The 26,618-nt window shown below is 42.0% G+C and carries 26 protein-coding genes; 22 read left to right on the forward strand and 4 right to left on the reverse strand.

The genetic code is table 11. The features are described 5' to 3' along the window. Positions 1–74 precede the first annotated feature (74 nt). From G3R48_RS02470 to G3R48_RS02550, 17 genes are all read left to right on the forward strand, one after another. Entirely contained in the window at positions 75–1,232 is a 1,158-nt protein-coding gene (locus G3R48_RS02470) for an acyl-CoA dehydrogenase family protein (RefSeq protein ID WP_153660647.1), read from the forward strand. A gap of 101 nt (positions 1,233–1,333) precedes the next feature. Continuing rightward, on the forward strand, positions 1,334–2,449 hold the full coding sequence (locus G3R48_RS02475; RefSeq protein WP_153660645.1) for an enoyl-CoA hydratase/isomerase family protein: 1,116 nt from the start codon (positions 1,334–1,336) through the stop codon (positions 2,447–2,449). 12 nt (positions 2,450–2,461) lie between these two features. Continuing rightward, the gene (gene mmsB / locus G3R48_RS02480; protein WP_153660643.1) at positions 2,462–3,361 is read left to right on the forward strand and encodes a 3-hydroxyisobutyrate dehydrogenase; all 900 of its coding nucleotides are present in this window, start codon (positions 2,462–2,464) and stop codon (positions 3,359–3,361) included. A gap of 17 nt (positions 3,362–3,378) precedes the next feature. Then, positions 3,379–4,137, forward strand: a complete 759-nt coding sequence (locus tag G3R48_RS02485) for an SDR family oxidoreductase (protein ID WP_153660641.1) — start codon at positions 3,379–3,381, stop codon at positions 4,135–4,137. Between the two features lie 249 nt (positions 4,138–4,386). Continuing rightward, positions 4,387–4,626, forward strand: coding sequence for a hypothetical protein (locus G3R48_RS02490; protein ID WP_212593196.1), 240 nt, complete (start codon positions 4,387–4,389; stop codon positions 4,624–4,626). 28 nt (positions 4,627–4,654) lie between these two features. After that, positions 4,655–5,566 (forward strand): M14 family metallopeptidase, encoded by a 912-nt coding sequence (locus tag G3R48_RS02495; protein WP_153660639.1) that lies wholly within the window; start codon positions 4,655–4,657, stop codon positions 5,564–5,566. A 203-nt stretch (positions 5,567–5,769) separates the two neighbouring features. Next, on the forward strand, positions 5,770–8,073 hold the full coding sequence (locus tag G3R48_RS02500) for a peptidase U32 family protein (protein ID WP_153660637.1): 2,304 nt from the start codon (positions 5,770–5,772) through the stop codon (positions 8,071–8,073). A gap of 240 nt (positions 8,074–8,313) precedes the next feature. Next, positions 8,314–8,505 carry a DUF3185 family protein gene (locus tag G3R48_RS02505; protein WP_153660635.1) on the forward strand — a complete coding sequence of 64 codons (192 nt, stop codon included), beginning with the start codon at positions 8,314–8,316 and terminating at the stop codon, positions 8,503–8,505. A 567-nt stretch (positions 8,506–9,072) separates the two neighbouring features. Then, a complete protein-coding gene (locus G3R48_RS02510; protein ID WP_153660633.1) occupies positions 9,073–10,179 on the forward strand; it encodes an alkene reductase in 1,107 nt (368 codons plus the stop codon). A gap of 539 nt (positions 10,180–10,718) precedes the next feature. After that, on the forward strand, positions 10,719–11,489 hold the full coding sequence (locus G3R48_RS02515) for a DUF4198 domain-containing protein (RefSeq protein WP_153660631.1): 771 nt from the start codon (positions 10,719–10,721) through the stop codon (positions 11,487–11,489). Positions 11,490–11,530: 41 nt separating this feature from the next. Next, positions 11,531–12,136: a cobalt transporter CbiM gene (gene cbiM, locus G3R48_RS02520; protein WP_153660628.1), complete on the forward strand. Its 606-nt coding sequence runs from the start codon at positions 11,531–11,533 to the stop codon at positions 12,134–12,136. Further along, positions 12,129–12,800 (forward strand): hypothetical protein, encoded by a 672-nt coding sequence (locus G3R48_RS02525; protein ID WP_153660626.1) that lies wholly within the window; start codon positions 12,129–12,131, stop codon positions 12,798–12,800. Before cbiM ends, G3R48_RS02525 begins: the two co-directional genes overlap by 8 nt. Continuing rightward, the gene (locus G3R48_RS02530; RefSeq protein ID WP_153660624.1) at positions 12,797–13,561 is read left to right on the forward strand and encodes an energy-coupling factor transporter transmembrane component T family protein; all 765 of its coding nucleotides are present in this window, start codon (positions 12,797–12,799) and stop codon (positions 13,559–13,561) included. Before G3R48_RS02525 ends, G3R48_RS02530 begins: the two co-directional genes overlap by 4 nt. 41 nt (positions 13,562–13,602) lie before the next feature. After that, positions 13,603–14,274 (forward strand): energy-coupling factor ABC transporter ATP-binding protein, encoded by a 672-nt coding sequence (locus G3R48_RS02535; RefSeq protein WP_153660622.1) that lies wholly within the window; start codon positions 13,603–13,605, stop codon positions 14,272–14,274. Between the two features lie 787 nt (positions 14,275–15,061). Continuing rightward, positions 15,062–16,654: an ABC-F family ATPase gene (locus G3R48_RS02540; RefSeq protein ID WP_212593184.1), complete on the forward strand. Its 1,593-nt coding sequence runs from the start codon at positions 15,062–15,064 to the stop codon at positions 16,652–16,654. 301 nt (positions 16,655–16,955) lie between these two features. Further along, a complete protein-coding gene (locus G3R48_RS02545) occupies positions 16,956–18,959 on the forward strand; it encodes a methyl-accepting chemotaxis protein (protein WP_153660620.1) in 2,004 nt (667 codons plus the stop codon). 344 nt (positions 18,960–19,303) lie between these two features. Continuing rightward, positions 19,304–20,113 (forward strand): class I SAM-dependent methyltransferase, encoded by an 810-nt coding sequence (locus G3R48_RS02550; protein ID WP_153660618.1) that lies wholly within the window; start codon positions 19,304–19,306, stop codon positions 20,111–20,113. 13 nt (positions 20,114–20,126) lie between these two features. Here the strand turns inward: G3R48_RS02550 and G3R48_RS02555 are convergent, their stop codons facing one another. The 3 genes from G3R48_RS02555 to G3R48_RS02565 all read right to left on the reverse strand — a co-directional run bounded on the left by G3R48_RS02555 (position 20,127) and on the right by G3R48_RS02565 (position 22,518). Further along, positions 20,127–20,798 carry a haloacid dehalogenase type II gene (locus tag G3R48_RS02555; RefSeq protein WP_153660616.1) on the reverse strand — a complete coding sequence of 224 codons (672 nt, stop codon included), beginning with the start codon at positions 20,796–20,798 and terminating at the stop codon, positions 20,127–20,129. A gap of 493 nt (positions 20,799–21,291) precedes the next feature. Next, entirely contained in the window at positions 21,292–21,843 is a 552-nt protein-coding gene (locus G3R48_RS02560; RefSeq protein WP_153660614.1) for a DUF1415 domain-containing protein, read from the reverse strand. A gap of 75 nt (positions 21,844–21,918) precedes the next feature. After that, a complete protein-coding gene (locus G3R48_RS02565; protein ID WP_153660612.1) occupies positions 21,919–22,518 on the reverse strand; it encodes a LysE family translocator in 600 nt (199 codons plus the stop codon). 234 nt (positions 22,519–22,752) lie between these two features. On the opposite strand from G3R48_RS02565, the gene G3R48_RS02570 reads away from it, so the two are divergent. After that, positions 22,753–23,328: a DUF4136 domain-containing protein gene (locus tag G3R48_RS02570; RefSeq protein ID WP_194823818.1), complete on the forward strand. Its 576-nt coding sequence runs from the start codon at positions 22,753–22,755 to the stop codon at positions 23,326–23,328. A gap of 173 nt (positions 23,329–23,501) precedes the next feature. Here the strand turns inward: G3R48_RS02570 and G3R48_RS02575 are convergent, their stop codons facing one another. After that, the gene (locus G3R48_RS02575) at positions 23,502–24,320 is read right to left on the reverse strand and encodes a DUF2797 domain-containing protein (protein WP_153660608.1); all 819 of its coding nucleotides are present in this window, start codon (positions 24,318–24,320) and stop codon (positions 23,502–23,504) included. 315 nt (positions 24,321–24,635) lie between these two features. Here G3R48_RS02575 and G3R48_RS02580 point away from each other — a divergent pair, with 315 nt between their 5' ends. The 4 genes from G3R48_RS02580 (at position 24,636) to G3R48_RS02595 (ending at position 26,484) form a co-directional block, all read left to right on the forward strand. Then, entirely contained in the window at positions 24,636–24,851 is a 216-nt protein-coding gene (locus tag G3R48_RS02580) for a DUF4177 domain-containing protein (protein ID WP_153660606.1), read from the forward strand. Between the two features lie 26 nt (positions 24,852–24,877). Further along, positions 24,878–25,078, forward strand: coding sequence for a membrane protein insertion efficiency factor YidD (gene yidD, locus G3R48_RS02585; RefSeq protein ID WP_267253681.1), 201 nt, complete (start codon positions 24,878–24,880; stop codon positions 25,076–25,078). After that, positions 25,078–25,473, forward strand: a complete 396-nt coding sequence (locus tag G3R48_RS02590; protein ID WP_153660602.1) for a hypothetical protein — start codon at positions 25,078–25,080, stop codon at positions 25,471–25,473. The genes yidD and G3R48_RS02590 overlap by 1 nt, the downstream gene beginning before the upstream one ends. A gap of 504 nt (positions 25,474–25,977) precedes the next feature. Next, complete coding sequence (locus G3R48_RS02595) at positions 25,978–26,484, forward strand: ester cyclase (protein ID WP_153660600.1); 507 nt, start codon at positions 25,978–25,980, stop codon at positions 26,482–26,484. Positions 26,485–26,618: the final 134 nt, after the last annotated feature.

Genomic DNA, 26,618 nt, shown 5'->3' on the forward strand with positions numbered 1-26,618 from the left:
AGGCTTGTTTAAGCGTTGTGATAATCAGCCTAAAAATGACCTCAGAGTCATAAAAAATAACAATGGAGTATCCGATGGATTTCAATTTAAATGAAGATCAACGTCAGTTTGCTGAGTTGGCACGTCAATTCGCCCAAGATGAGTTAGCGCCTTTTGCCGCGCAGTGGGATGAACAGCATCATTTTCCAAAAGACGTGATTCAAAAAGCCGGTGAACTTGGGTTTTGTTCATTGTATTCACCTGAATCAGAAGGCGGAATGGGGCTGTCTCGTTTAGACTCATCGATTATTTTTGAGCAGCTTTCTCATGGCTGCACCGCCACTACGGCCATGTTAACCATTCACAATATGGCGACATGGATGGTCACCACCTGGGGCAGTGAGTCGTTACGCCAGCAATGGTCACAAGGGTTAACAACCGGTCAGCAATTGGCATCGTATTGTTTAACCGAACCTGGCGCGGGCAGTGACGCTGCTTCATTACAAACTAAAGCGGTTCGTGATGGTGATGACTACATTATTAATGGCTCAAAAATGTTTATCTCTGGTGCGGGTGACACTGAGCTATTGGTGGTAATGTGCCGTACAGGCGAGGCAGGAGCAAAAGGCATTTCAGCCATTGCAATACCTGCAGACACCCAAGGGATTATTTACGGTAAAGCAGAACATAAAATGGGTTGGAATGCGCAGCCGACTCGATTAATCACCTTTGAAAATGTCCGCATACCGGTAGCAAACTTACTGGGTGAAGAAGGCCAAGGCTTTACTTTTGCGATGAAAGGATTAGATGGCGGGCGCATAAATATTGCCACTTGTTCAATAGGCACCGCACAAGCGGCATTAGAACGTGCAACCCAATACATGAATGAAAGAAAACAATTTGGTAAGCCCATTGCTGCGTTTCAAGCGCTGCAATTTAAATTGGCTGACATGGCAACCGAGTTAGTCGCTGCCAGACAAATGGTGCGCTTAGCGGCATTTAAATTAGACACCAAAGCCCCTGAAGCCACAGCATATTGCGCCATGGCCAAACGCTTTGCTACCGACATTGGTTTCCAAGTGTGTGATAGCGCATTACAGCTCCATGGTGGCTACGGATATATTCGTGAATACCCATTAGAGCGCCATTTTAGAGATGTTAGAGTTCATCAAATTTTAGAAGGCACCAATGAAATTATGCGCTTAATCATTGCGCGGCGCTTATTGGACGATAACGCTCACCCTATTTTATAGTGGTCCACTTTCAAGGCTGTTACATAAACGCGTTTATTACACCAAGATGTAAATCGCGCCATCATGTTATCAAGCAATATTTTTTGCGGGGAGAATGACCAATGACACAAGATGTAATCTTTCAAACCTTAGGGACGTTATCAGGGCAATCGGTTGGCATTGTCACCTTAAATATTGAAAAAGCGCTGAACGCGTTAAACCTCGACATGGTTAAGGCCATGACCAAACAGTTACAGCAATGGCAGCAAGATGACAATATTGCCTTTGTCGTGATAGATGCAAGCGGTGACAAAGCGTTTTGTGCCGGTGGCGATGTGCGCGCGATTTATCATGCGTCGATAGCAAACCCTAATGAAATTACCCAAGAAGCCAGTGAGTTTTTTACCCAAGAATACCAATTAGATTATCTGCTGCATCAATTTGCTAAACCCGTCATGGTGTGGGGCGATGGAATTGTCATGGGCGGCGGCGTTGGCTTACTTGCTGGCGGCAGTCATCGAGTATTAACTGAGCGCAGTCGGATTGCCATGCCGGAAGTGAGCATCGGTTTGTATCCAGATGTGGGTGGCAGTTATTTTCTTAATCGTATGCCCGGTAAAATGGGGTTATTTTTAGGGTTAACCGCTTACAACATGAACGCAGCTGACGGCTTTTATGTCGGCTTAGGTAATCACTTTTTAGGCCATGATGACAAAGAACCCCTGTTTGATGCCATTGCCGAGGTTAATTGGAGCCAAAGCGCGCCTGAAAACCATGCGTTACTTACGCAACTGCTTAATCGTCAACAAGATCACGTTAGCGTTGATATTGGCGACAGTGTACTTGAGCAATACCAAGGACAAATTGATTTGCTCATGGCTGGTGAGATTGAAGATGTGCATCATCAGCTTTCAAGTTTAGAAACCGAGCTTTCGTGGTTAAGCCGCGCTCAAAAAACGGCGTTATCGGGCAGTCCATTAAGCTGGTTTATCATTTTTGCGCAAGCAAGTTTAAGTGACCATAAAACCTTAGCTGATTGTTTTCGTTGGGAATTAGGCATAAGTGTAAATTGCTGTTCCCACGGGGATTTTTGTGAAGGTGTACGCGCATTGTTAATTGATAAAGACCGTCAACCACAATGGACATTTAGTCATGCAAGTGAAGTCACCCCTGAAGCTGTCACGGCGTTATTAACGTCACCTTGGTCTGCGCAGCAACATCCATTAAAAGACATGTAAAAGGAATTTATTATGGCAACAGTGGCATTTATTGGTTTAGGTAATATGGGCGGCCCAATGGCGGCTAACTTAATTAAAGCTGGCATGACCGTGACGGTATTTGATTTGGTGCCTGCAGCGGTTGAAGCCTTAACCGCCCAAGGTGCGTTAAGTGCAAAAACTGCTTGCGGCGCGGCGGCATCGGCCGATTATGTGATTTCTATGTTGCCTGCAGGCAAGCATGTTCAAGCCTTGTATCTTGGTCATGGTAACAGTAAAGGTTTGCTTGATATCGTCCCTAAAAACAGCGTGTTAATTGACTGCTCAACCATTGACGCCGATACCGCGCAGTTAGTGGGTGTAAAAGCGGCGCAAATGGGCATTGAGTTTATGGACGCACCTGTGTCGGGCGGCACCGCAGGCGCAGCTGCTGGCACATTAACCTTCATTTGTGGCGGTAGCGACACCGCCTATTCCAAAGCACAAACCGTATTAACAGTGATGGGAGCAAATATTTTCCACGCTGGTGCAGTTGGTGCGGGACAAATTGCTAAGATTTGTAATAACATGCTGCTTTCTGTGCTGATGGTCGGCACCAGTGAATCTTTGCAGTTGGGAATTGATAACGGTTTAGACCCGAAAGTGTTGTCTGACATTATGAAAGTGAGCAGTGGTGGTAACTGGACGTTAGACAAATATAATCCCTGCCCAGATGTCATGGCAGCAGTACCATCGTCAAATCAATACCAAGGCGGCTTTATGGTCGACTTGATGGTAAAAGATTTAGGTTTATCGCAGCAGGCCGCGCTGGCTTCTAATTCAAGTACGCCAATGGGTGCATTAGCGCGTAGCTTGTATGTTAACCATGCCAAACAAGGACATGGGCGATTAGACTTCTCAAGCATTTTTGAGCAATTTGCCAAGCAAAAGTAATTTAAAAGGATCCCATAATGGAATTAAAAGGTAAGGTTGTCGTTATTACTGGCGGCGCGGGTGGATTAGGACTCGCAATGGCACATGATTTTGCTGCGCAAGGGGCAAAGTTGGCGTTAATTGACGTTGACCAAGATAAGCTTGAGCGCGCATGTGCTGATATTGGCGCGGCGACAGAAGTACAAGGTTATGCCTTAGATATTACCGACGAAGAAGATGTTGTTGCTGGCTTTCAATATATTCGCGAAGACCTTGGTGCGGTTGATGTATTGGTCAACAATGCCGGTATTTTACGTGACGGCTTAATGATTAAAGCCAAAGACGGTAAAGTCACTAACCGCATGTCTTATGAGCAGTTCCAGTCGGTGATTAATGTCAATTTAACCGGCAGCTTTTTGTGTGGACGTGAAGCCGCAGCAGCTATGATTGAAGGTAATAACCAAGGCGTTATTATTAATATTTCAAGCGTGGCCAGAGCAGGTAATATGGGCCAATCAAACTACTCTGCCTCAAAAGCAGGCGTGGCAGCAATGTCAGTGGGTTGGGCGAAAGAGCTTGCGCGTTATAACATTCGTAGCGTTGCTGTTGCACCCGGCGTCATTGCTACCGAAATGACCGCCGCAATGAAACCAGAAGCACTTGAGCGTATGGAGAAAATGGTGCCTGTTGGCCGTTTAGGTCAAAGCAGTGAAATTGCTTCAACCGTGCGTTTTATTATTGAAAACGACTATGTAAATGGCCGTGTGTTTGAAATAGACGGCGGATTGCGTTTATAAGCGTTAAGTTTTGTTACTGAAAATAGCCGAGCATTGCTCGGCTTTTTGTTATCATCGCCTCAGGCTTTGTTTCGGTGACTGTTGGTTAGACATATTTTGTAAATATGCTTTGTGGTGAGCTATTTTTATGTCATTTATGGTACTGATGAAAATGGTTGTATTGCCGCAATGGCTGTTCAATGGCAACCTAGTGCAAACGCAAAGCATAGATTATGACCGCATAAGATTGAAAAGGACGACATTGTGACCATCGCAACACTTGAAACCATTGTAAGAAGAACCCTGTTAATTGTTGGTATTGCAGGGGTACTAGTGATTTATAGCGGTTTTTTATTTTTATTGTTTTCAGGTAGCCCAACCACGGCGTTGCCTTGGTTTTTACTTATCTCGCCGTGGATATGTGTCTACTTTGGCCTCACTCAAACCCAGCAAATTGGGGTGATTAATTGGTTTTCTAGCAAGTGTCGTTTGCCATTTTTATCAAAATAATAACAACTAAAATTAATAAGGATTTAAGATGCCATTTTCCAATATCGGTATTGCCGGACAACCTTGGAATGAACAACACAAGCAAACATGGTTACAACAAATTACTGTTAAGCGCAGTTACCAGCAGCAAGTGCTCGCCAAACTTGGCCAAGTAAGTGCGCAATTTACACGGATTGACTATGGCGCATTAAGCTATGACAGTGCTCGTTATCCATTGATTGCATTTAAAAGCGTTAATTGGGACAACAATAAGCGCACAGTACTCATTACCGGCGGGGTGCACGGTTATGAAACCAGTGGTGTGCAAGGGGCGATTCAATTTTTATTGCATAATGCGGCTGATTACCTCAGTCACTTCAACTTTATTATTGCGCCCTGTGTTAGTCCGTGGGGATATGAAACCATTAACCGCTGGAATCCGAAAGCGATTGACCCTAATCGCTCTTTTTATGCCAACAGCCCAGCTGAAGAGTCTGCGGCGTTAATGGCGCTACTTGAGCAACAAGTCAATAATACGGTTTTTGCTCACTTTGACTTACACGAAACAACCGACACCGATGAGTTAGAGTTTAGGCCCGCATTATCAGCCCGAGATGGCAAAGAGTATCAAAAAGGGGTGATCCCTGATGGTTTTTACTTGGTGGGAGACAGCGAAAATCCGGTGCCAGAGTTTCAAAAAGCAATTAATGATTCGGTAGCCAAAATCACGCACATTGCCCCAGATGATGACGGCCAGCTTATTGGCGTAGATATTGAGCAATTTGGGGTGATTAACTACCCCACGAAAAAGCTTGGCTTATGCGCAGGGATGACCAACAATCAATACAACACCACAACTGAAGTGTATCCAGACAGCCCGAAAGTGACTGAGCAAGAATGTAATGATGCGCAAGTGGCAGCAATTATTGGCGGCTTAGATTATTTATTAACCCAAGGTTAATTAATCGCAATGACAGCGGTGCGATAACGGCTATCGCACCTAAGCTGTGTCACAGATGATTAGCAGTCTGCTAAGCCGTTGTATTTATTATCACCCGTTCAAAAAGTGGCCGATAAATGCCCAAATAAGTGAATTTTCGATATTCATCAATCACACTTCAAGGTAACATCCCCCTCCGATTATTTGCTTACTAAGAATAAACCATGTCTCCAAAGATAGAATTATTAGCACCAGGCGGTGATATCAACGCCATTAAAGCAGCCGTTTTAGCGGGCGCAAATGCCGTTTATTGTGGGTTGAATAACTTTAATGCGCGCAACCGCGCCGCTAATCTGTCATTTGAAGAACTCATCGGGGTGATTAGGTTTGCCCATCAATACCAGTGTGAAATTTTTCTCACCTTAAATATTGTTATTTTAGAGAGCGAAATCCGCTCGCTTATGCGCTTACTAAGCAAACTGGCCAATACCAAGCTTGACGGTGTTATCGTGCAAGACTTAGGTATGTTGCATTTATTAAAGACATATTTTCCTACGCTTACGGTTCATGCTTCAACGCAGCTAACGACTCATAACCGTGGTCAAATTCCATTTTTAAAACGCCTTGGGGTTGCGCGGGTTAATTTATCGCGTGAATTAAATTTGCGTGAAATTACGGCTATGACGGCGGTTAGTCGCGAACACGACATTGATACCGAAGTGTTTGTACATGGCTCGTTATGTGTGGCTTTTTCCGGGTTGTGTTACTCAACCTCTGCCACCGACGGTAATTCAGGTAATCGTGGCCGCTGTAGTCAAGCGTGCCGTGAACAATATGAAACCACCGCCACGGGCAATAATTTCCCGTTAAATGTAAAAGACAACTCAGCTTTTTTTGACTTACCTGCGCTGATAAAAGCTGGCGTGTATTCATTTAAAGTAGAAGGGCGAATTAAAGGTGCACCTTATGTGCACACCGTGATTGATAGCTTTCGTAAGCAAATTGACGGCTATGTTAAAACGGGTGAATTAGTCGAAGACGGTGAGCGATTATATAAGGTCTTTAACCGTGATTTGAGTAACGGTTTTATTAAGGGTGATTTAAATCAGTCGATGTTTATCGACAATCCACGCGATCACTCAAAAACGCATTTAACCAACCGTTTAATCAAGGATACCGCTGACACCATAGCGGTGGTGCAAATTGAACAAGCACAGCTGAACTTAAAAGCAGAAAAAGCCCAAATTCAAACCCAAGTGGATGCGCGAGTTAGCCAAATTAGCATTGGTAAACTGCCGCTGAAACTGACATTTTCTGGTCAGTTAGGAAAACCGCTAATCTTAACGGTAACTACGCAAGATATTGTGGTCGGCCAAACTCAATTAGTTGAGCGGGTATTTGAAATTCATTCGCGCAATAACTTAGTGGCAAGCGATGACAAAGCCATTGATGAAAGTGTGCTTGAAAAGCGCTTTAAAAGCCTACATAACGAGGAATATGACTTATCAGCGCTTGAATTAACTGAACTCGAGAGCGGCTTAAACATCCCGTTTAGTGAATTAACCCGTATGCGAAAACAGCTGGTGTTGACATTAGCACACGGTCAAAAATCGGTTGCTGAGGTGATTTTACCTAAACTGCGTAGCGAGCCAAAAACTGTCGCAGCTGGCGACAGTAGCGCCCCAAAACTTGCCATATTAATCAATGATATTGCTGACGTAGCGTTATTAAATGACACCCAAGGCGATGTGTACTTTAAACTGCCCGATGCTTATAAACGCGGCAGCACTGAGTTTGTTGAGTTGTTTAATCAGCATCCTCGGCTCATTCCTTGGTTCCCAGCAGTATTGATAGGGAAAGATTATGACGCTGCAGTGCAATTATTAGAGCAAACCAAGCCAAGTTTAATTGTGACTAACAATACCGGCATTGCTTACCGCGCGTTTGAGCTGGGGATTAAATGGCTAGCGGGGCCGTTTTTAAACACGACCAACTCTTACACTCTACAAGCGCTTAAGCAACATTTTGATTGTCATGGGGCATTTTTGTCTAATGAAATCAATTATCAGCAAATGAAATACATTGCCCGTCCTGCTGGCTTTAAACTGTGGTACAGCATTTATCATCCGATATTTTTAATGGCGAGTCGCCAATGCTTTTTCCAGCAAACCGTCGGCTGTGATAAACCCCGTATTGATAATGGCTGCATGCTATCATGTGATAAGTCAGCCAGTATGACCAACCTTAAAGGTGAGCGTTTTGCCATTGATAAGCAAAAAGCAGGTTATCCGAGTATTTATTACCAACATCCGTTTTTAAACACCGATATTGTTGATGAACTCACCGAATTGTTCGACGGCTTTATGATTGACTTAACCAATATTGGGGCAGGGGATAAACCGTTGCTAGATAAACGCAACCTGATTGTATTGTTTGAGCAATTATTGGCAGGCGACAACAGAGCAATCGCGCACTTACAACAATTGCTCGGTCAAACTACTGCGCAGCAATATCAAAAAGGGTTATAAGCGCTTTTTGTACCTGCGCGTTATTAGCATATACAAATGGTCATTACCTGACATTAAAAGCATCGTTTTAGCTAAATATCTGCTGCGGATGGTTTAATTCCAACACAATAGTGTTTACAGTCAGATACATCTATTTGACGCTAGCGGTGAAATTTATGTTTTTATGTTCAGCGTCAATTGACTTGCAGAAATAAAAACGTAATTGAATAAAAAGCTTATTTAACAGTTTAGGGAGTAAATATGAACGGTAAAATTATTGGCATTATCTTAATTGTTGTTGGTGCCGCTTTGGCGCTTTGGGGATACAATATTTACGACTCAACCAGTTCACAACTTACCCGCGCGTTAAGTGGCGATGCGCCAATGGAAGCTTGGGCGGGGATGGTTGGTGGTGCAATTGCGGTGCTAATTGGTGTTACTCGATTGAAGTAACCACTCGCGCGGTGCGTGACGTTACCCCGTTTTCCACATGTTTAACGCATAAGTTATGATTCAATGAAGACAACATAATGACCACCGAGCATGCGTTGTTCCGCCATACTATTTTGCGCTACGTTGTTAGCTGCTGCATGCAGCTGTAATGGTGTTAATTCGTTTATGTACCAATGAAGTCAACCTAAACCCAAAATGAATGGCCGATGTTAGTCCCACTTAATGCCAATCATGTATCTAAGTGGCCGCACGAATCCCCTTATGAAGACGATAAAAAAACAACGTGAGCAGATTATGCATCCGCAGCCTAACGTTGTAACCCAATAACAATCAATATTGCAAAGTGAGTGCAGTGTTAACGCTTAACGGCCTCTTTCAATGATGGTTAATCAAGCCCCATTTAACCATGGAAGTGGATAAATGGGGCTTATTTGTTATAACAATGAGCGTCCCGTTTATTATTCACTATTTCAGCATGATGTTTTTATATATTGGCTTATTATCAAAATTATATGAATAAATATAATGTTTAGCATTACTGGCAAACGATGAAAGTGAATACCTACCATGAAAACATTATTTCAGAAAACAACACTTAAAAACTTGGATTTACAAAACCGCGTAGTCATGGCTCCAATGACTCGTGCCCGTACTAGCCAGCCTGGTAACATCCCCAATGAGATGATGGCCACTTATTATAAGCAACGTGCAAGCGCTGGGTTAATTATCTCAGAAGCCACCCAAGTGTCTGATGATGCTCAAGGCTATTCTTTCACCCCTGGAGTGTACACTGATGCACAGGTGAAAGGTTGGCAACAGGTGACAAAAACGGTTCGTGATCAAGGCGCTGCCATGTTTTGTCAGTTATGGCATGTAGGACGAGTATCACACCCAACATTCCAAAAGGGTGAACTCCCCATTGCGCCTTCAGCATTGGCACCCATTGAAACGAAAGTGTGGATTTGTGATGAAAACGGCAATGGCGAAATGGTCGATTGCCTACAACCGCGTGAAATGACCCAAGGTGATATTGACCGAGTGATTAATGACTTTGCAATATCGGCAAAACGCGCAGTAGAAGCGGGCTTTGATGGTGTTGAAATTCATGGTGGTAACGGCTATCTCATTGACCAATTCTTGAGAACAAACTCTAATAAACGCAGCGATAAATACGGCGGTTCAAGCGAAAATAGAATGCGCTTTTTATTAGAAGTCGTTGATGCCGTGATTGAAGCCATTGGCGCTGATAAAGTGGGCGTTCGTTTAGCGCCATTTATTACGTTTAAAGACATGAATTGCCCAGAAATTGTGCCAACAATTTTACAAGCATCAAAAGCGTTACAAGATCGAGATATCGCTTACATGCATTTATCTGAAGCCGATTGGGACGATGCGCCGGTTATTCCTGAAAGTTTCCGCATTGAATTACGTAAATTATTTACTAACACCATTATCGTAGCAGGCAGTTATACCAAGGCCCGCGCTGATGAAATGTTGACAAAAGGCTATGCTGACTTGGTTGCCTTTGGTCGTCCGTTTGTGTCTAACCCGGATCTGGTTGAGCGTCTTGAAACGCAAGCCGAACTGGCAGAACTTGATGGTGCAACCTTATTTGGCGGTAATGAATTAGGTTACACTGATTACCCAGCATTAAGCGGTAAATATAGCGACTAACATCTTGATTAATAAGTCTATATTACTCACCAAGCAAGCTTATTTGTTGCTTGGTGAGCTACATCATCTCTTGTTCCTGCGCTGTTACTTGGTTTATCTAAGCCAACGTTTTTGAGCTTATTTAGTTGCCACAATCGATACACCCACCTTTGCTTCTCCTTTATTGAAACAGCAGCGTTCGGCTTACTTTGACCTTAACAGTAAAGTGGCTTGCTAAAACTCGTGAGCACAATAAACCTTCATAAAATCGGCGTTACTGAAATGATAATCGGTATCAGCTTCAAGGGCTGATATGGCATCCAATTGATTAACTTAAATTAATGAAGTGAACTGCCGCTGTTTAGTATCATAAAGGTTGCTAATAGCAACTGATGTACATGTTGGAAATCATGCATTTAATCTCGGCTTCATCAGTAAAATTAGCTATTTATTCCTACCTTTATTTTATGAATTTTTAAACTTTAAATTGGCAGATTATTTTTGGGTATTGATTGGCTCAATATACATGCTGATTGAAAGTGAATGGATGGTCGCTCATCATGATAACGATGTGGTTAATTAGCCTTATGGCTTGTAGTTTTGGTTTTTATAGTCAACCAGCAAGCGCGCACTTTCTTACTTATTTTCCGCAAAAACAAGTGATTGATGTTGGTGATAATCCTCAACTAACCCTACCGCTACGTTTTACTCATCCAGCTACCCAAGGGCCGGTGATGGATTTAGCGCGGCCTGAGTCTGTCGGTTATATGCTTAATGGCAAAAAGGTGGATTTAAGCAAACAATTAACCGCAGAGACTTATCAAGGCAAACAAAGCTGGCGTTTACCTTTTACGGTAAAACGTCCCGGCACTTATGCGTTTTACGCCAGCCAAGCTCCGTATTTTGATGTTAACGAACAAGTGGTGATCACCCAACACGCAAAGGTGTTTGTCGATGCTTTTGCTGCCAAAAGTGCTTGGCAACAAGCATTACATACCCCAGTTGAAATTATTCCGTTGACCCAGCCCTTTGCGTTATGGACTAACAGTGTCTTTAGTGGCCGAGTGCTATTGCATGGCAAACCAGCCAAAAATGTGCCCATTGAAATGGAATATTTTAATCGCGGCGAGGTGAAGCTGCCCTCGGATGCCTGGGCGTCATTAGTGGTGTATACCAATGATGCGGGTGAGTTTAGTGTTGGTTTGCCGCATCAAGGTTGGTGGGGGCTTGCTGCTGTTGTCGAAGATGGCAGTACGGTGAATGTGAACGGCAAGGCATATCCCCATGAGCAAGATGGGGTGATATGGCTGCAAGTTAACGATATGCACTAAGTGAGATTGAAACTGAAATTGATAACAGACAGAGGCCAACAATGCATATAGCAGACGGGGTACTTTCGACTCCTGTATTGGTGGTGGGCATTGCGTTGAGCGCAATCGGTACAGCAATTGGATTACGCAAATTGCAAGATGCGCAAATACCGTTTGCAGCAGTTTTATCGGCGTGCTTTTTTGTGGCGTCTTTAATCCATTTCCCATTAGGGCCGTCCAGTGTTCATTTGGTTTTTAGTGGCATTATTGGTTTGTTGTTAGGTTGGGTTGCGTTTCCGGTGATATTAATTGCGCTTATCCTTCAAGCGGTGTTCTTTAGTTTTGGTGGCATTGTCGTATTAGGCGTTAATTGCCTAAATATGGCGCTGCCTGCAGTGGTAATAGGCCTTCTGTTACGGCCATTACGCAATAAAATATCGCCAAGAGTGCTGGGTTTTTTGGCTGGCAGTAGCGCGATTGTGTTAACTGGCACCTTGGTGTCGTTGTCGCTGTATTTATCTGGTGATGCGTTTGTTAGCACAGCTAACGCGGTCTTTATTGCCAACCTGCCGTTGGCTGCCTTAGAGGGAATTATTGCCAGCTTTGTGATTGTGTTTATCAATAAGGTAAAACCTGAAGTGTTAAATGGGGTACAGCATCATGACTAAATACGGGTGGTTAAGCTTGCTGTTATCGGTATGTATGATTAATCCGTGTTATGCCCATCGCGTAAAAATATTTGCTTGGGTTAATGGTCAAGCCATTGTTGGTGAAGTGTATTTTTCTGGCGGTATCAAAGCCCAGCAGGCAAAAATTAGCCTGCTTGACGCTCAGCAAACCTTGGCAGTGACCACCACTAATCGTAAAGGTGAGTTTCATTTTGATGGACTTGATGCCAAAAGTTACCAGTTAAAGGCTAATGCCGGGCCTGGGCATCAAGCGACATTCAGTATTGATGCTCAAGAGTTTGGCCCAGTGAGCCGCGCAACTGCAACGTCTAGTCATCAACTCAATAGCAGTGGCAATTCTACTGCTTCAACTTCAATTCCTACTCCAACGCCTAGCTCTTTTGATTCAGCGGCTGTCGTGAGCCTCCCATCATTGGATACACTTAGTGCGGTAACTAATGCTGATAGCTCAGCGGCTTCATCAACTGAAGTGAACCAATGTCAGGCGCAAACACGCGCAGCGATTGCTCAAGCTATTATTCCTTTGCGAAAACAGCTCGATGCATTTGAAGCTGAAATTCGCTTTCGCGATATTATTGGCGGCTTAGGTTATATTGCTGGTTTGTTTGGCTTGTGGTCAATGATGAGACAACGCCGAGTATGATAGATAACTTATTAGTGGCAAAACACTCGCTCACTAAGCCTATCCGTTTAGCGCCTAAATTAAAGGTGTTGCTGTTTGTGTTGATCGCCTTAGCAACCGTATTGTCATCGGCCAGTGTCACGTTAGCTGGGCTTTGTTTGTATGCGGGCTATTTTTGGCGTTGCAGTGGCTTACGCTTTGGCTATTCGTTTAAGCGATTAATGGCCATGGACGTTATCGTGGTTTTTACTGTGCTATTAATTCCATTTAGCGTGCAAGGTGAGGTGTTATTTACCATTGCTGGCTTTGCGGTGTCGGTTGCCGGTTGTGAAATGGCGCTGATCATTATTATCAAAGCCAACATTGTAATGCTCGCAGTGATGTCATTAACTGCAGGCATGGATTCGACGGTATTTAGCCAAGCTTTGCATGACTTGGGTCTGCCAAGACGATTTTCAATTTTGATGCAATTTACCGTGAGGTACATTGGTGTGTTGCATCATGAGTTTACGCGCCTAAGACAAGCGATGTTAGTACGCGGCTTTAAGCCCTGCAATTCATTACATACATGGCGCTCTTATGGATATTTGTTGGGGATGTTAGTGGTTCGCTCATTTGATCGCGCCGAACGCATTTTACAGGCGATGAAATGCCGCGGCTTTAATGGTCAATTTTTGATAAAACAAAAGTCCAATATTAATCGACAGCAACGCCTTGTTTTTAGTGGTTACTTGTTGGTATTAGCTGTGATCACCGCGTATCCATTATTGACGGCTTTATAAGCTGTTATTTAATTCACTGTGCAATTTTTAGAGATGACATCATGGCATTATCAAATCCGTTAATTGAACTCAATCATATTCAATACCAATTAGCTGATGGCAGTGCGATTGCTGATGACTTGAGCTTTGCGCTGCATGAGCATGAAAGAGTTGCCATTACAGGAGCAAATGGCAGTGGTAAAAGCACCTTGTTTGCGATCATGATGGGATTGAAAAAAGTGAAAGCCGGTGAAGTGCGTTTATTTAATCAGCGTTGTGCAAAAGAGGCTGACTTTGCAGCGTTTCGCACCCAAATTGGCTTAGTGTTTCAAGATCCTAATGATCAGTTATTTTGTCCAACGGTAATTGAAGATGTGTGTTTTGGGCCGTTAAACCAAGGCGTAAGCCAAGCGCAAGCATTGGTGATTGCTAGAAATACGTTAAGGCAACTGAATATTTCCCATTTAGAAAATGCGATTTCTTACCAGCTTTCAGGGGGGCAAAAACGGATTGTCGCCTTAGCCACAGTGTTGGCTATGCAACCCAAAGTGTTAATTCTTGACGAACCCACCAATGATTTAGATCAACACCATACTCAGGTGTTAATTGATACCTTATCCCAGCTGTCTCTACCGATGGTACTCGTGTGTCACGACAGTCATATTCGCAGCCAATTAGTCAGTAAAGAATACCAATTAGACAAAGGTAAATTAACCTTAAAACAAGCCAAGTAACCCCCATTTTAGTTTTTATAGCCAATTGTTAGCGGCTTAAACATGTTTCATACTAAAGCAAGTTTTTCCATGTTGAGTGTTAACAACACTTAGCCACACCTTGTCCCAACATGCTTTGCTGTTATCAAGCGTCATTAATAATACCTAACAACACGATGTTTGTTTAGAGCCATTAAAAAACGCTATCAATTTACGGCTTAATTTTTTCTGCTCAATTTATTGCATTTCTTTTATCGTGTTTGGCAATGTCATGTATCTGTCCTAGTGCAAAGCTTGTTGAGGCTGGGTTGTTGGCATTTTTCACAAAAATGTGGTGGCTTGTTGAGCTTGAATCATGGTCTGTTAGCCTAAAATGGACCATGCCGCTGATGCTTCTTCAAGCAAAATAAATACTCTTTGTGCTAAAGCGGCGCGCTAAAATGAGTATTTACCAACGGGGTGACGTGTTGTTTATGGTCGATGACACATCCAATAATGGCTTGAGTATCAGGGGAAGCGGCTAATGCGTGTAAAACAGACAACCTGTACCGAACGGGGTTGTATCCACTTAGCCAAATTGGCAATGTGATTGTGATTTTAATGCTAAAAAGAACAATAAATAGTCAATATTGTCGTGAACATAAGCGCAAATTATTCAATGGTTGAATCACTTGCGTCCTATAAAAAGTGCAGCATCTCATGTACAATGCCCCACAATTTTGTTCAAGAAACACTAAGCGTATGCCTAATCGCGATGCTTATTACCCCCTAAATGTTTAAGTACCCAGTGTAAATAAAGGAAATTTTAGTGATATACAGCAACAACATCACCATGCAGTTTGGCAGCAAGCCACTTTTTGAGAATATCTCCGTTAAATTTGGCGGCGGTAATCGTTACGGTCTGATTGGTGCAAATGGATGTGGTAAATCAACTTTCATGAAAATCCTTACCGGTGAGCTTGAGCCTACCAGTGGTAATGTGTCAATTGATCCCGGCGAACGTTTTGGTAAATTGAATCAAGACCAGTTTGCTTATGAAGCATTCTCAGTCGTCGATACCGTGATCATGGGACACCGTGAATTATGGGAAGTAAAACAAGAACGTGACCGCATTTATTCTTTACCAGAAATGACTGAAGAAGAAGGCATTAAAGTTGCTGAGCTTGAAATGGAATTTGCTGAGATGGACGGTTATACCGCTGAATCTCGAGCGGGTGATTTATTAATGGGGGTAGGGATTGGCGTTGAGCAACACTTTGGCTTAATGAGCGAAATTGCCCCGGGTTTCAAATTACGGGTATTGTTAGCGCAAGCACTGTTCTCTGACCCTGATATTTTGTTACTTGACGAACCAACCAACAACTTGGACATCGACACCATTCGTTGGTTACAAGAAATGCTAAATAGCCGTAATAGTACCATGATCATCATCTCGCATGACCGTTACTTCTTAAACTCAGTTTGTACTCATATGGCTGACATTGATTACGGTGAGTTGCGGGTTTATCCGGGTAACTACGACGAATATATGATGGCTGCGCAACAAGCACGTGAACGTTTACAGTCTGATAATGCGAAGAAAAAAGCTCAAATTGCTGAACTTCAAGGCTTCGTAGCGCGTTTTTCTGCTAACGCATCTAAAGCAAAACAAGCTACCTCTCGTGCTAAACAAATGGATAAAATCAAACTTGAAGAAATTAAAGCTTCAAGCCGCGTTAATCCATTTATTCGCTTTGAACAAGAAAAGAAATTATTCCGTAATTCTTTAGTGGTTGAGCAATTAACCAAAGGTTTTGATGAGCCACTATTTACCAAACTAGACTTAATGGTTGAAGTGGGTGAGCGTGTCGCAATTTTGGGTGAAAACGGCGTGGGTAAAACAACCCTATTACGTACACTCGTACATGATATCCCTCAAGATTCAGGCACCATTCAATGGTCTGAAAATTCAAACATTGGTTATTATGCACAGGATCACGAAGCTGATTTTGCTAATGATATGACCTTGTTTGATTGGATGAGTCAATGGCGTAAACCAGAAGATGATGACCAATCGGTACGCGGCATTTTAGGTCGAATGTTGTTTGGTTCTGACGATATTAAAAAGTCAGTTAAAGTGTTATCGGGTGGTGAAAAGGGCCGGATGTACTTTGGTAAACTCATCATGCAAAAACCAAATATTTTGCTACTTGATGAACCAACAAACCATATGGACATGGAATCAATTGAGTCTTTAAATAACGCCTTAGAAATGTATGAAGGCACATTGATGTTTGTGTCGCATGACCGTGCATTTGTGTCATCGTTGGCCACACGTATTATTGAAATATCGCCTAAAGGGGTGGTTGATTTTAAAGGCACTTACGATGAGTTTCTTGCGAGCAAAGGCATTGAAGGTTAATTATCTGAATAGATAACACAATTTTTAACATAAAAGATACATTAGTTAAATATAATTGCTATGTTACTTTACTGTTGTAAAAGCCCCTATCTCTTAAGTAGTAGGGGTTTTTTTTATTATTATGATCCGTCGCTAACAAATAGATTCAGTGTATTTTTCTCGCAATAACCTTATGGTAACGTACTGTTAAATTACTATTGGTCATTTATGAACTTTGTTTGGTTTAAACGAAATTTGTTGATTTTATTGTAAAGACTATACTGACATCATTTATTACCTCGTTACGTTAAAGGAATTATTCATGCGTCTGCAGTGGATTGGCAATCTTAGTATGCCTAAGAAGTTAGCCTTAATGATTTTACCTCCCTTATTTGCTTTTATCGTTTATGGTGGCATGTTTGTCGACAATAAATACCAAAGTCAAAATCAATTACATACCGTATTAACCTTAAGTAACTTATCCGTCGTTAATGGGGCATTAGTGCACGAGCTGCAAAAAGAGCGCGGTATGAGTGCGGGTTTTATTGGTTCTCAAGGGCGTTCATTTGCCAATACATTACCCCAACAGCGGATCATGACCGACCAGCAAGTGGGCAACTATCGCGCATTTATTAAAGACTCGGTATTACCAAGAGATTTAACTGTCAAACTGGAAGACGTCAATCGCGCCTTACAAAATCTCAGTAATATGCGTCATCAAGTAGACAACCTAACCGTTTCAGTCGCTGACGAAGTCGCTTATTACACCAAAATGAATACCACCTTGCTATCACTTGTTGACAGTGCTGCACAAGAAAGTCAAAACAGTGAGTTAAGTATTAAAATAAAAGCCTTTGGTGCTTTTTTGCAGCTTAAAGAGCGTGCAGGTATTGAACGTGCAGTTTTAAGCACAACCTTTGGACAAGCAGGTTTTAAACCCAATGCTTATCGTAAATTTATTACCTTGGTCTCTGAACAAAATACGTATGCTGAGCGCTTTAAAGCCAGTGCTTCTGAGCAAATGAATCGTCAATTCGATGGTATTATGTCTGGTTCAGAAGTGCGTGCAGTGCAGCGTTTACGTCAAATTGCCTTTGAGCAAAACAGCGCAGACATTCAAGCACAAAGCCCTGAAAAATGGTTTCAAACCTCAACAGACCGAATCGGTGTGTTAACCGCATTTGAGCAACAATTGGCAACCGATTTAATTAACCACACAGAAACTGAGTTGTCTCGAGCACAAACTCAAATGTATGTGGCTATTTCATTTTTAGTGCTACTGATCCCATTTGTGCTTTTGATGAGTATTGGCCTATCACGATACCTACATAACAGCTTGCAGCATATTCAAGAGCAAGTGGTATATGCCGGTGAACATGCTGATATGTCGATTCGACTACAGCAACATTATGACGATGAGTTTGGTCACTTAGCCCGCGCGTTTAACTTAATGATGGATGACTTTGAGGGCATTATTAGTAAGGTAAAACATACCTCGGCATCATTATTAACAGTGGTTGAGCAAGTTAATCAATTAACTCTTTCACTCAAACAAGATGTTGATAACGGTTACAGTGAGGTTGAGCAAGTGGCATCAGCTATGACTGAAATGAGTGCCACTGTAAATGACATTGCCCAGCATGCAGTAAGCACGGCTGAAGTCTCTGCAAAAGCTAACACTTCAGCACAAGCGGGTAATGTTGATGTTACCCAAACTAGCGAAGCGATTGGTACGTTACATAATGAAATTACTCAAGCGGGTAAATCTATTGAGCAACTCGATAACGACATTCGCTCAATTGTGTCTATTCTAGATGTTATAAGCGCTATTGCTGAGCAAACCAATTTATTGGCCTTAAACGCAGCCATTGAAGCGGCGCGGGCTGGTGAGCAAGGGCGCGGCTTTGCGGTAGTGGCCGATGAAGTACGTACTTTAGCGCAACGCGCGCAAACCTCAACTGAAGACATTAAAGGCATGACAGACAGGTTAAAATCCGGCGCAATTGTGGCAGTAAAAGCGATGTCTCGTGGACAAAATCAAGCCAATGCCAGTGTGACTGAAGCTGAACATGCTGGTGAAGTGTTAACTGAAATTGTGACTTTAGTTCGTGAAATAGACAGTATGAATGAGCAAATTGCTGCAGCGACACACGAACAAAGTGCCGTTGCCGAAGAGGTGAGTCGTAATGCAATGAAGATCAGTGATATTTATGTCAATACTCAAGAAGCGGCCAATAAAATATCGGATTTGAATATGAGCCTACATAACGACGCTACGGACATGAACGAGCAAGTGAGTAAGTTTATTTTATCTTCAAAGTCATAAATGTTGTGGTGCATTTGCAGATGATTGAACGTATCCCTTAAAACCATAACGTGGCGCGTACAATTAGCACGCGGTGGCTAACCTAAAAAACCAGTAACAGGCCGTTACTGGTTTTTTATTAGGCGTTTTTTGTTGTGCGAAGATTGAGTGTGACTTGCTCCTTTTTAGCTTGGCTGACGCTGTCATCTGTTGATTAGTTGGCGTTGGCGTGCACAAACTGAAAGCCCTTTTTTTAGCACATTAGTAAGGCTAAATGACTGCGCACGATATTCCATGCTCAATACTTTTTAGCACAATAGCAACATGGTATTGTACCGAAACATTGCATCACGAATGGATAACGTATGTCAGATACCCATCAGCAGGACTACTTAACGGTTAACCGTCAATCATGGGACAGTAAGGTGGCCACCCATGTTGCATCCACATTTTATGATGTTGCAGCCTTTAAAAACGGTAAAAACAGCTTAAATGAGCTTGAGTTAACCGCGTTACTACCCGTCACTGGCAAACGTTTGCTGCACCTGCAATGCCATTTTGGTTTAGACACGTTATCTTGGGCGCGTTTAGGCGCGCAAGTGACAGGCATTGACTTATCTCCCAAAGCAATTAATCAAGCAAATGAGTTAGCCAAGCAGAGCCAGCTAAGCGCCGAATTTATTTGCAGTGACGTGTACGACAGCACTGAACATATTCAAGAACCTTTCGATATTGTGTTTACCTCTTACGGCGTGTTGTGTTGGTTGCCAGATATTGATCGTTGGGCGCAAACTGTTGCAGCGCATTTAAAAACGGGTGGGGTATTTTATATGGCGGAGTTTCATCCATTTCATGATGTGTTTGACGGCTATTCGTACTTTAATCACCCCACCGCCAATGTTGAAGTTGCGCCAACATACACTGAAAATAATCATGCTACCGAGACCACTGAAATGACTTGGTCACACCCGATTAGTCAGGTGATTAATGCATTAATAAAGGCTGGTATTAGCATTGAAAGCGTGCATGAATATGATTACAGCCCATATGATTGCTTTGCTGGGTTAACCCCGTGTGAGCAAAGCGATGAAATGCAAGCGCCGCGATATCAACACTTGTTTCATGGCCTGCCCACACCGTTAATTTACAGCATTAAAGGGGTTAAAAAAGCCTAATATTTTTAAGCGGTTATTTTGTGGCAATAATGCTGTCTACGATTTCCATCATCGTGGTGCCTTGAATATCTACTTGTAAATACAGCGGGTTATAAGGCGCTGGGCGGCGGGCAATATAGGCCGCTTGCATACCTTGAGATAACGCGCCATGGGTGTCCCAGTCATGAGTTGCCACTAAGCGTAACTGATTACAATCGGTCTTTAAATGTTGGCTGACATAGTGGTATACATCTGGGTTTGGTTTAAAACTACCTGTGGCTTCAACTGAAACGATGTCATCAAAATAGTCATTGAGTTTGGCATTGCGAATTTGGGTGGCAATTAACTCCGAAGATGAGTTTGAAAATGCCACTGTTTTAAAGCCATTAGCGCGTAATTTTGCTAAAGCTGGTTTTATATCGTCATGTGGCGATAAGCTGGCAAACCCTGCTAATAATTGTGCACGTTCACTGGCCGTTAAACTAACTTGGAAATGGGCTGCAATGCTCTCAAGGCAAGTATTGCATAGGGTAGCAAAGTCACTGCGCACTCCGGTTGTAATGCAAACTGCTGAAGTATGCAGTAATTTAGCAAACCATAACGATATGGCATCTTCAGAAGCAAATACTTGAGTAAATTGTGGTTTTAGACCGCTTAAGTCGAGCACTGTTTCATTAATATCAAATAAAATTGTTGTCGCGGTCATTAGAAAACCCTTTGAATTTAATACCGCTTAATCAATAAACATTTGTATTGATTAAGCGGTAATAGTCGTCGCTTAAGAATGAAAGATGTCTTCAATGGCGAGTAATTTACGTTAACCTGAACGATTGCTCAAGATGTTTAGTAACGATTGTTCAAATTCTATTGTTAAACATGATTGCTGCGGCTTTAATGTTGATATTTACACTGGTGGTATTTTTCTTGGCTGTGTCAATAGGCTATTGACACAGCGATCATTGTTAACACTAACAACCGTCATACTGTATTTGCGTTTTTGAAAAGCTGATTAAATGAAGGCGGGGTAAATAAGTCAAAGCGGGGTTAGCAATATGTGTTTATCCAGAGTAAAGCTCAGTGTTGATCTTTACCCTGACTAAACAGTTATTTCAGTGTTTGTATTTGGTTGTCTTTGATTCAATTTAGTTAAGTTTAGTTGGATTAAATTAAATCAGTGGGCGTTGTTGAGTGACCTTAATTTAAGACGATTGGCGACATTGCTGCAATAGTTTGACGAAAAACGCACTGCCTTTACGCTCAGCAAAGGCAATATTTCGCTCTGGTATTGTTTCAGGTTCATCATATTGGGCTAAGGCGAGTTCCATGCTGGCTTCGCGGATAATATGAATCGTAGGGTAAGGCGAGCGATTGGTAAAATTACTGGCACTTTGCTGCGGTTCGCCGTCAAAACAATAATCAGGATGAAAACTGGCTAACTGATAAACCCCTTCATAGCCTTGGGCATCAAGCAAGTCAGTTGCTAAATCAACCAAGTCTAAATAGGCATAAAACCCTTCAAAACCACGCGGCAATATAACTAACGTAGTTTCTACCTCTGGGTGCTCATCTAAATACAAACACTCTAAAATAAATGCTTTTAATACCTGCTTAATTTGAGTTTGCTCAATGGCATGGTAACGAATGCTTTTTCGCTCGATTTCACGGCGGGCAAATGGGCAAATGTTGTATTTCATAATGACTGATTTAACCCAGTTTTCAGTCTCGGTGACCCATGGTGATGGTTGTGACATAAGGTTCCTGCTTGTTATTGTTTTTATTGATTGAGGTCGAGCTTGGTTTATAAAGTTAACTTAACTGCAAATAGGTTAATTAGCAGGGAGTACCATTGGCACAATAGATGCCACTAATAACAGTGCCATTAGGACATTAAAAATACGCTGCTGACGTTGATCTTTAAGTAGTTTCTTTAATGCCACCCCAAAGCCCAACCATACACCTGCACAGGGAAGTGCAACAGATAAAAATACTAATGCAATGGTAATAACTTGCGGTGTTAAAGGTGCATTTATTGTTGTAAAGGTGGCCATTGCCCCGACCGCCATTATCCACCCCTTAGGATTCACCCATTGAAAGGCAACCGCTTGAATAAAGCTAAAAGGCTTGCTGCTGTTCTTACTTTCCATTTTATTGCTGCTGTTAGCGATTAACCAAGCTAGATAAAGTAGATAAACCACCCCAATGACTTTAATCACCGTATGTAAAACAGGGAAAGTAACAAAGATGGCACTTAAACCTAAGCCCACGGCGAGCACCATTAGAGGGAAACCTATACAAATTCCTAGCATATGCGGCAAACTGCGTTTTATGCCAAAATTCAGTCCAGATGACATTAGCATTATATTATTGGGGCCGGGGGTGACTGCTGAGGTAAATGCAAATAATGCGATAGGCGCGATTAACTCCATGACAAACCTTGAAAATAAACGATTGAGAGTTCTATTGTACTGACGAATGCAAAGGCGGGCTATGGATGGAGAGTGTTGATTGTCGAAAAATAAGCTTTTTCTTATAAACAAATGGCATTAATTAAGCTTAATGTGGCAACATGAGGTAAGCCATTAGAGATAAATCGGTGGCTATTGCCCGTCGACAGTATGTGGCGGTTTGTTCGTTATGTATATAAAAAGGAACAATATTTTATGGCCACTATTGCTCGAAGTGTATTGATTGTGCTCACCACCTTATTAATGATGGCATGTACTCATACCCCTCAAGAAAATAACGCCCAGACCAAACGGCTGACGATGGTGGTCGCCGGTGATGCAAATTATGTTGAGGCACATGTAAAACGTGTGGCATGGCATCCAACATTGTTGACCATTCGCACCGCTAACAAAATGAATGATGCTCAATTACAAGAACATATGCGCAGTGCATTACAGTCGACTTTAGAGCAAAAAGGCTATCAATTTGTAGGTGTTGAAGAACAACCTGATATGTATGTTGGGTTTGCAATGGCGCTAGAGTCTGAAATTAGTGACAGCGAAATTTTACAAAAAGTGGGTTTAGTGCCGGGATTATCTACCATTGGAGTGGATAAAAAGTTTGAAAAAGGTTCAGTGTTAGTGGCGTTATTTAAACCGCAGTCTCAAGTGGCAACGTGGCAAACATTGGCTCAAGGTTTTACCGAGCCAGGAAAACATGTAGCCGATAGAGATGAGCGTTTTGCTACATTAACGCAGCTGATGTTAACGCCGTTACCTGCAGTGCAATAAATGCTAGTGCCAATGGGCTGTTATTGGTTATTGTTAAGGCGTAAGTCCGTTTAAATAACCCAGAAGCGACAATAGTTTGAAGGATGATTGTCGCTTTAGTTGGGTAAAATCTGCCATAAAAAACCACGTATGGATACGTGGTTTTTTATGGTCAATATTTACGTTAGTGAGGCTTATTCGACGATTTCGATTTCGTAAGAGCCGAATTTACGAATATTAATCACCCCGGTATCAAAGAGTAAATACTGGCCTTTTATCCCTTGTAAAATACCCGTGACCAGTGGCACTTTATCAAAATTGTGAGATTTCACTTTTACAGGGAATTGCTCAATAGGATAAATAATCGCTTGGATATTTTCATCAAGGCGTTCTATAACCACGTCGTCAAATTGGGCGGCAATCTCATTAAGCTTTTGCTCAATTTGTGGAATCAAGATATTGGCCTTAGCAACAAGGTCAATATCATCATTGTGACCTTTTAACATGGCTTGCCAGTGGGTTTTGTCGTTAATAAATTTGGCCAGTTCAATCTCAATTAAACCAGATAACTTACGTGTTGCCACTTTAAATATCGGCAACCCTTGAGTTGCACCTTGATCAATCCAACGAGTAGGAATTTGATTATTGCGAGTAATGCCAACTTTTATGCCTGATGTATTGGACAAATACACGTAATGGGGAACAAAACAATGATTTTGCGCCCATTGTGGCTCACGGCAAGTCCCTTGGTCAAAATGACACGTTTCTGGCTTCATAATGCACATGTCACAACTGGCGAGCTTTTTCATACATACAAAGCAGTGGCCTTGTGAGTAACTCTTTTTGGTTTTCTTGCCGCAGCTGCAGCAATAAATATTACCAGTGTGATTTAAGCTAAGGGTTTTACCTATGTATGGATTGAGGTCAACTAAATTGTCACCGACAGGTAGTTGATATTGCACTTCATTGTGTGCATTTAAGCTGGTTTTTAGTTTTGATAATGTGCCTAACATAATGCGTCCATTTTACGTGGTAGAGCCTTAAATAACCTGAGCTCAAAACCAATAATTGTAGTGTTCATAGTAACCTGTTGTGGGGGGGAATTGAATAATTCCCTTGGCGTAACTTGTTAAACAGGGTTATAAAAATAGCGCCGAGTGTCTTTATACTCATAGCGGTGGCTTTAGGAACTTGTCCATAGTCACTCCAGCTATATTACAAGCCAGGATGAGAATGTGCGGTGTTTGTCATATTAACGCACAGTCAGTTTGAACCCGCCTATTCATGGGGGTAGCATGCTTTTTTTTAAGGTAATAATGGTTTGAGTGATGAGTAAGTTTTCTGAGTATAAAGTGGTTCATATTGTTGAAGGCGGCTGTGGCACAATCTTTTTGGGTGCCAGTGGTTTGCCGATTCAAAAAATGGAAGCCGAGTTAAATAAATATGCGCAAGATGGTTGGCAGGTTGTGTTTCAGGTTGTTGAACAAAAACGCTTTATGTTGTTTTGGCAACGAGAAGCGGTGATCATAACTTTAGGGCGTTAAGTTTGTTTGCAAGCACGTCGATAAAGTTGATTTGCTTTTATCAGTCTAAAGGTGGTGCTAAGAAATTGCTTAATATTGACTGCAATTTTGAACCAAGTTGCTCTGAATATACCAAGCAATGTATTGAAAAATATGGTGCGCTCAAAGGCTGGCATTTAGGACTCGCAAGAATTAAGCGTTGTAATCAGCCTGACTTGGTTGAAAAAATACATGATGAGGTGCCTTAATGCGTTTATTTGACTCACTGCAAGTGCTAGAACAAAGTGAAGAACGCCTAAGGCAGCAAGTGAACGACTTGCCTAATGAGCAGCGTAAGCAGTTTTATCAACGACAAAGCCAACAATTAAAAGATCCTGACACCTATGCCGCATTTAATTGGCTGTTTTTAGGCGGGGTTCATCATTGCTACTTAGGCAAATATTTACTGTTTGCGATTGAACTGTTTATTTTGATGATCAGTATCACGGGTATCGCGATGGGGTACTCACTGTGCTATTTAGGTATTGCCATTTTAGTGGCGTATGAATTACCGCAATTGTTTTTTTCACAAAAAATAGTGAGACAACATAATAACAAGTTGTCGCATAAAATATTGACTGATTTGATGTTAAATCATGACTGATTTTTATCTTCATTATCGCTGCTGATATACCGGCCATAGCGCTAACATTATCACCGCATTTCACTAGCGTTAACTACGTCGCTTAAAATGTCAGGTATGTCATTGAGAGCGTTGAAGTCATTACAAAGAGGCCAATTTCATCTGGTATCACATTGGTGGGGGAGATAGGCAGTTAGCTCGCCCTGAGATAATTGTTGTCACCCGTTAGGTAAAAGGGGGGAGGGAACGAACCGCTGCACTGAATTAGTAAATGAAAAACAGCCTGTTATTTTGATAAGGAGGCGGTTTATCACATGATTAATGATGCCAGCCAAAAACGTATTTAACAATGTCATATGAGTATTACTACAGGGGGTATCATATTCGCCATAGTGGTGAGTTTAAGTCAATAACTGTCGGCAGTATTCACATTTATCGAAATAATGATTTCACTAATTGGCTTATATTCTTTTTTTATGTGAATGATAAATTAACACCATTACTCATTCACAGTTGGATATAAGTATGTTTAAAAAAGTATTGTTACTCGTTAGCTTATCTGTAATGGCACTCTTCCATGTTGCTAGCGCGGCGTCAATCAGCCCTGAAATTTATGCAGACAATCAAGGTGTATCAGCTGCACAAGTGAAGCTGGCTGCGATGAACTATGCCAATTTTTGGAATACAGGTGAAGCTAAGTTTGCTCGTTTGGCATTAGCAAAAAACTTTGTTGATAAAACCCCTCCTAAAGGACGTAAGGCCGGAATTGAAGGTGTATTAGCCGCATCAAAAGCCTTTAGACAAGCCGTGCCTGATTTGCATGTCAGCGTTGAACATTTACTTATCACAGGTAAATATGCCACGGTGCGTTATCGCTTTAAAGGTCATTTCAGTGGCACGTTAGGTGAGCAGCAAGGTCATAACCAAGTGATTGATTTCCCTGCGGTTGATATTTATCAAGTTGAAAATGGCAAAATTATCGCTAATTGGCATTTAGAGGATTACCAGACTTTCTTTAGCCAAGTAAAATAACCACAACGGTTAAATTAAATATCGCTATTTATACTGCAGTATTTAAACAGCTTAATATTGAACTCTCAGTATTAAGCTGTGTTATTTTCACCTCATTAAAAGTGACTTTAATTACCCCGATAAAATTTAAAATG

The organism is Shewanella intestini, assembly GCF_018221465.1.
Lineage (GTDB): Bacteria > Pseudomonadota > Gammaproteobacteria > Enterobacterales > Shewanellaceae > Shewanella > Shewanella intestini.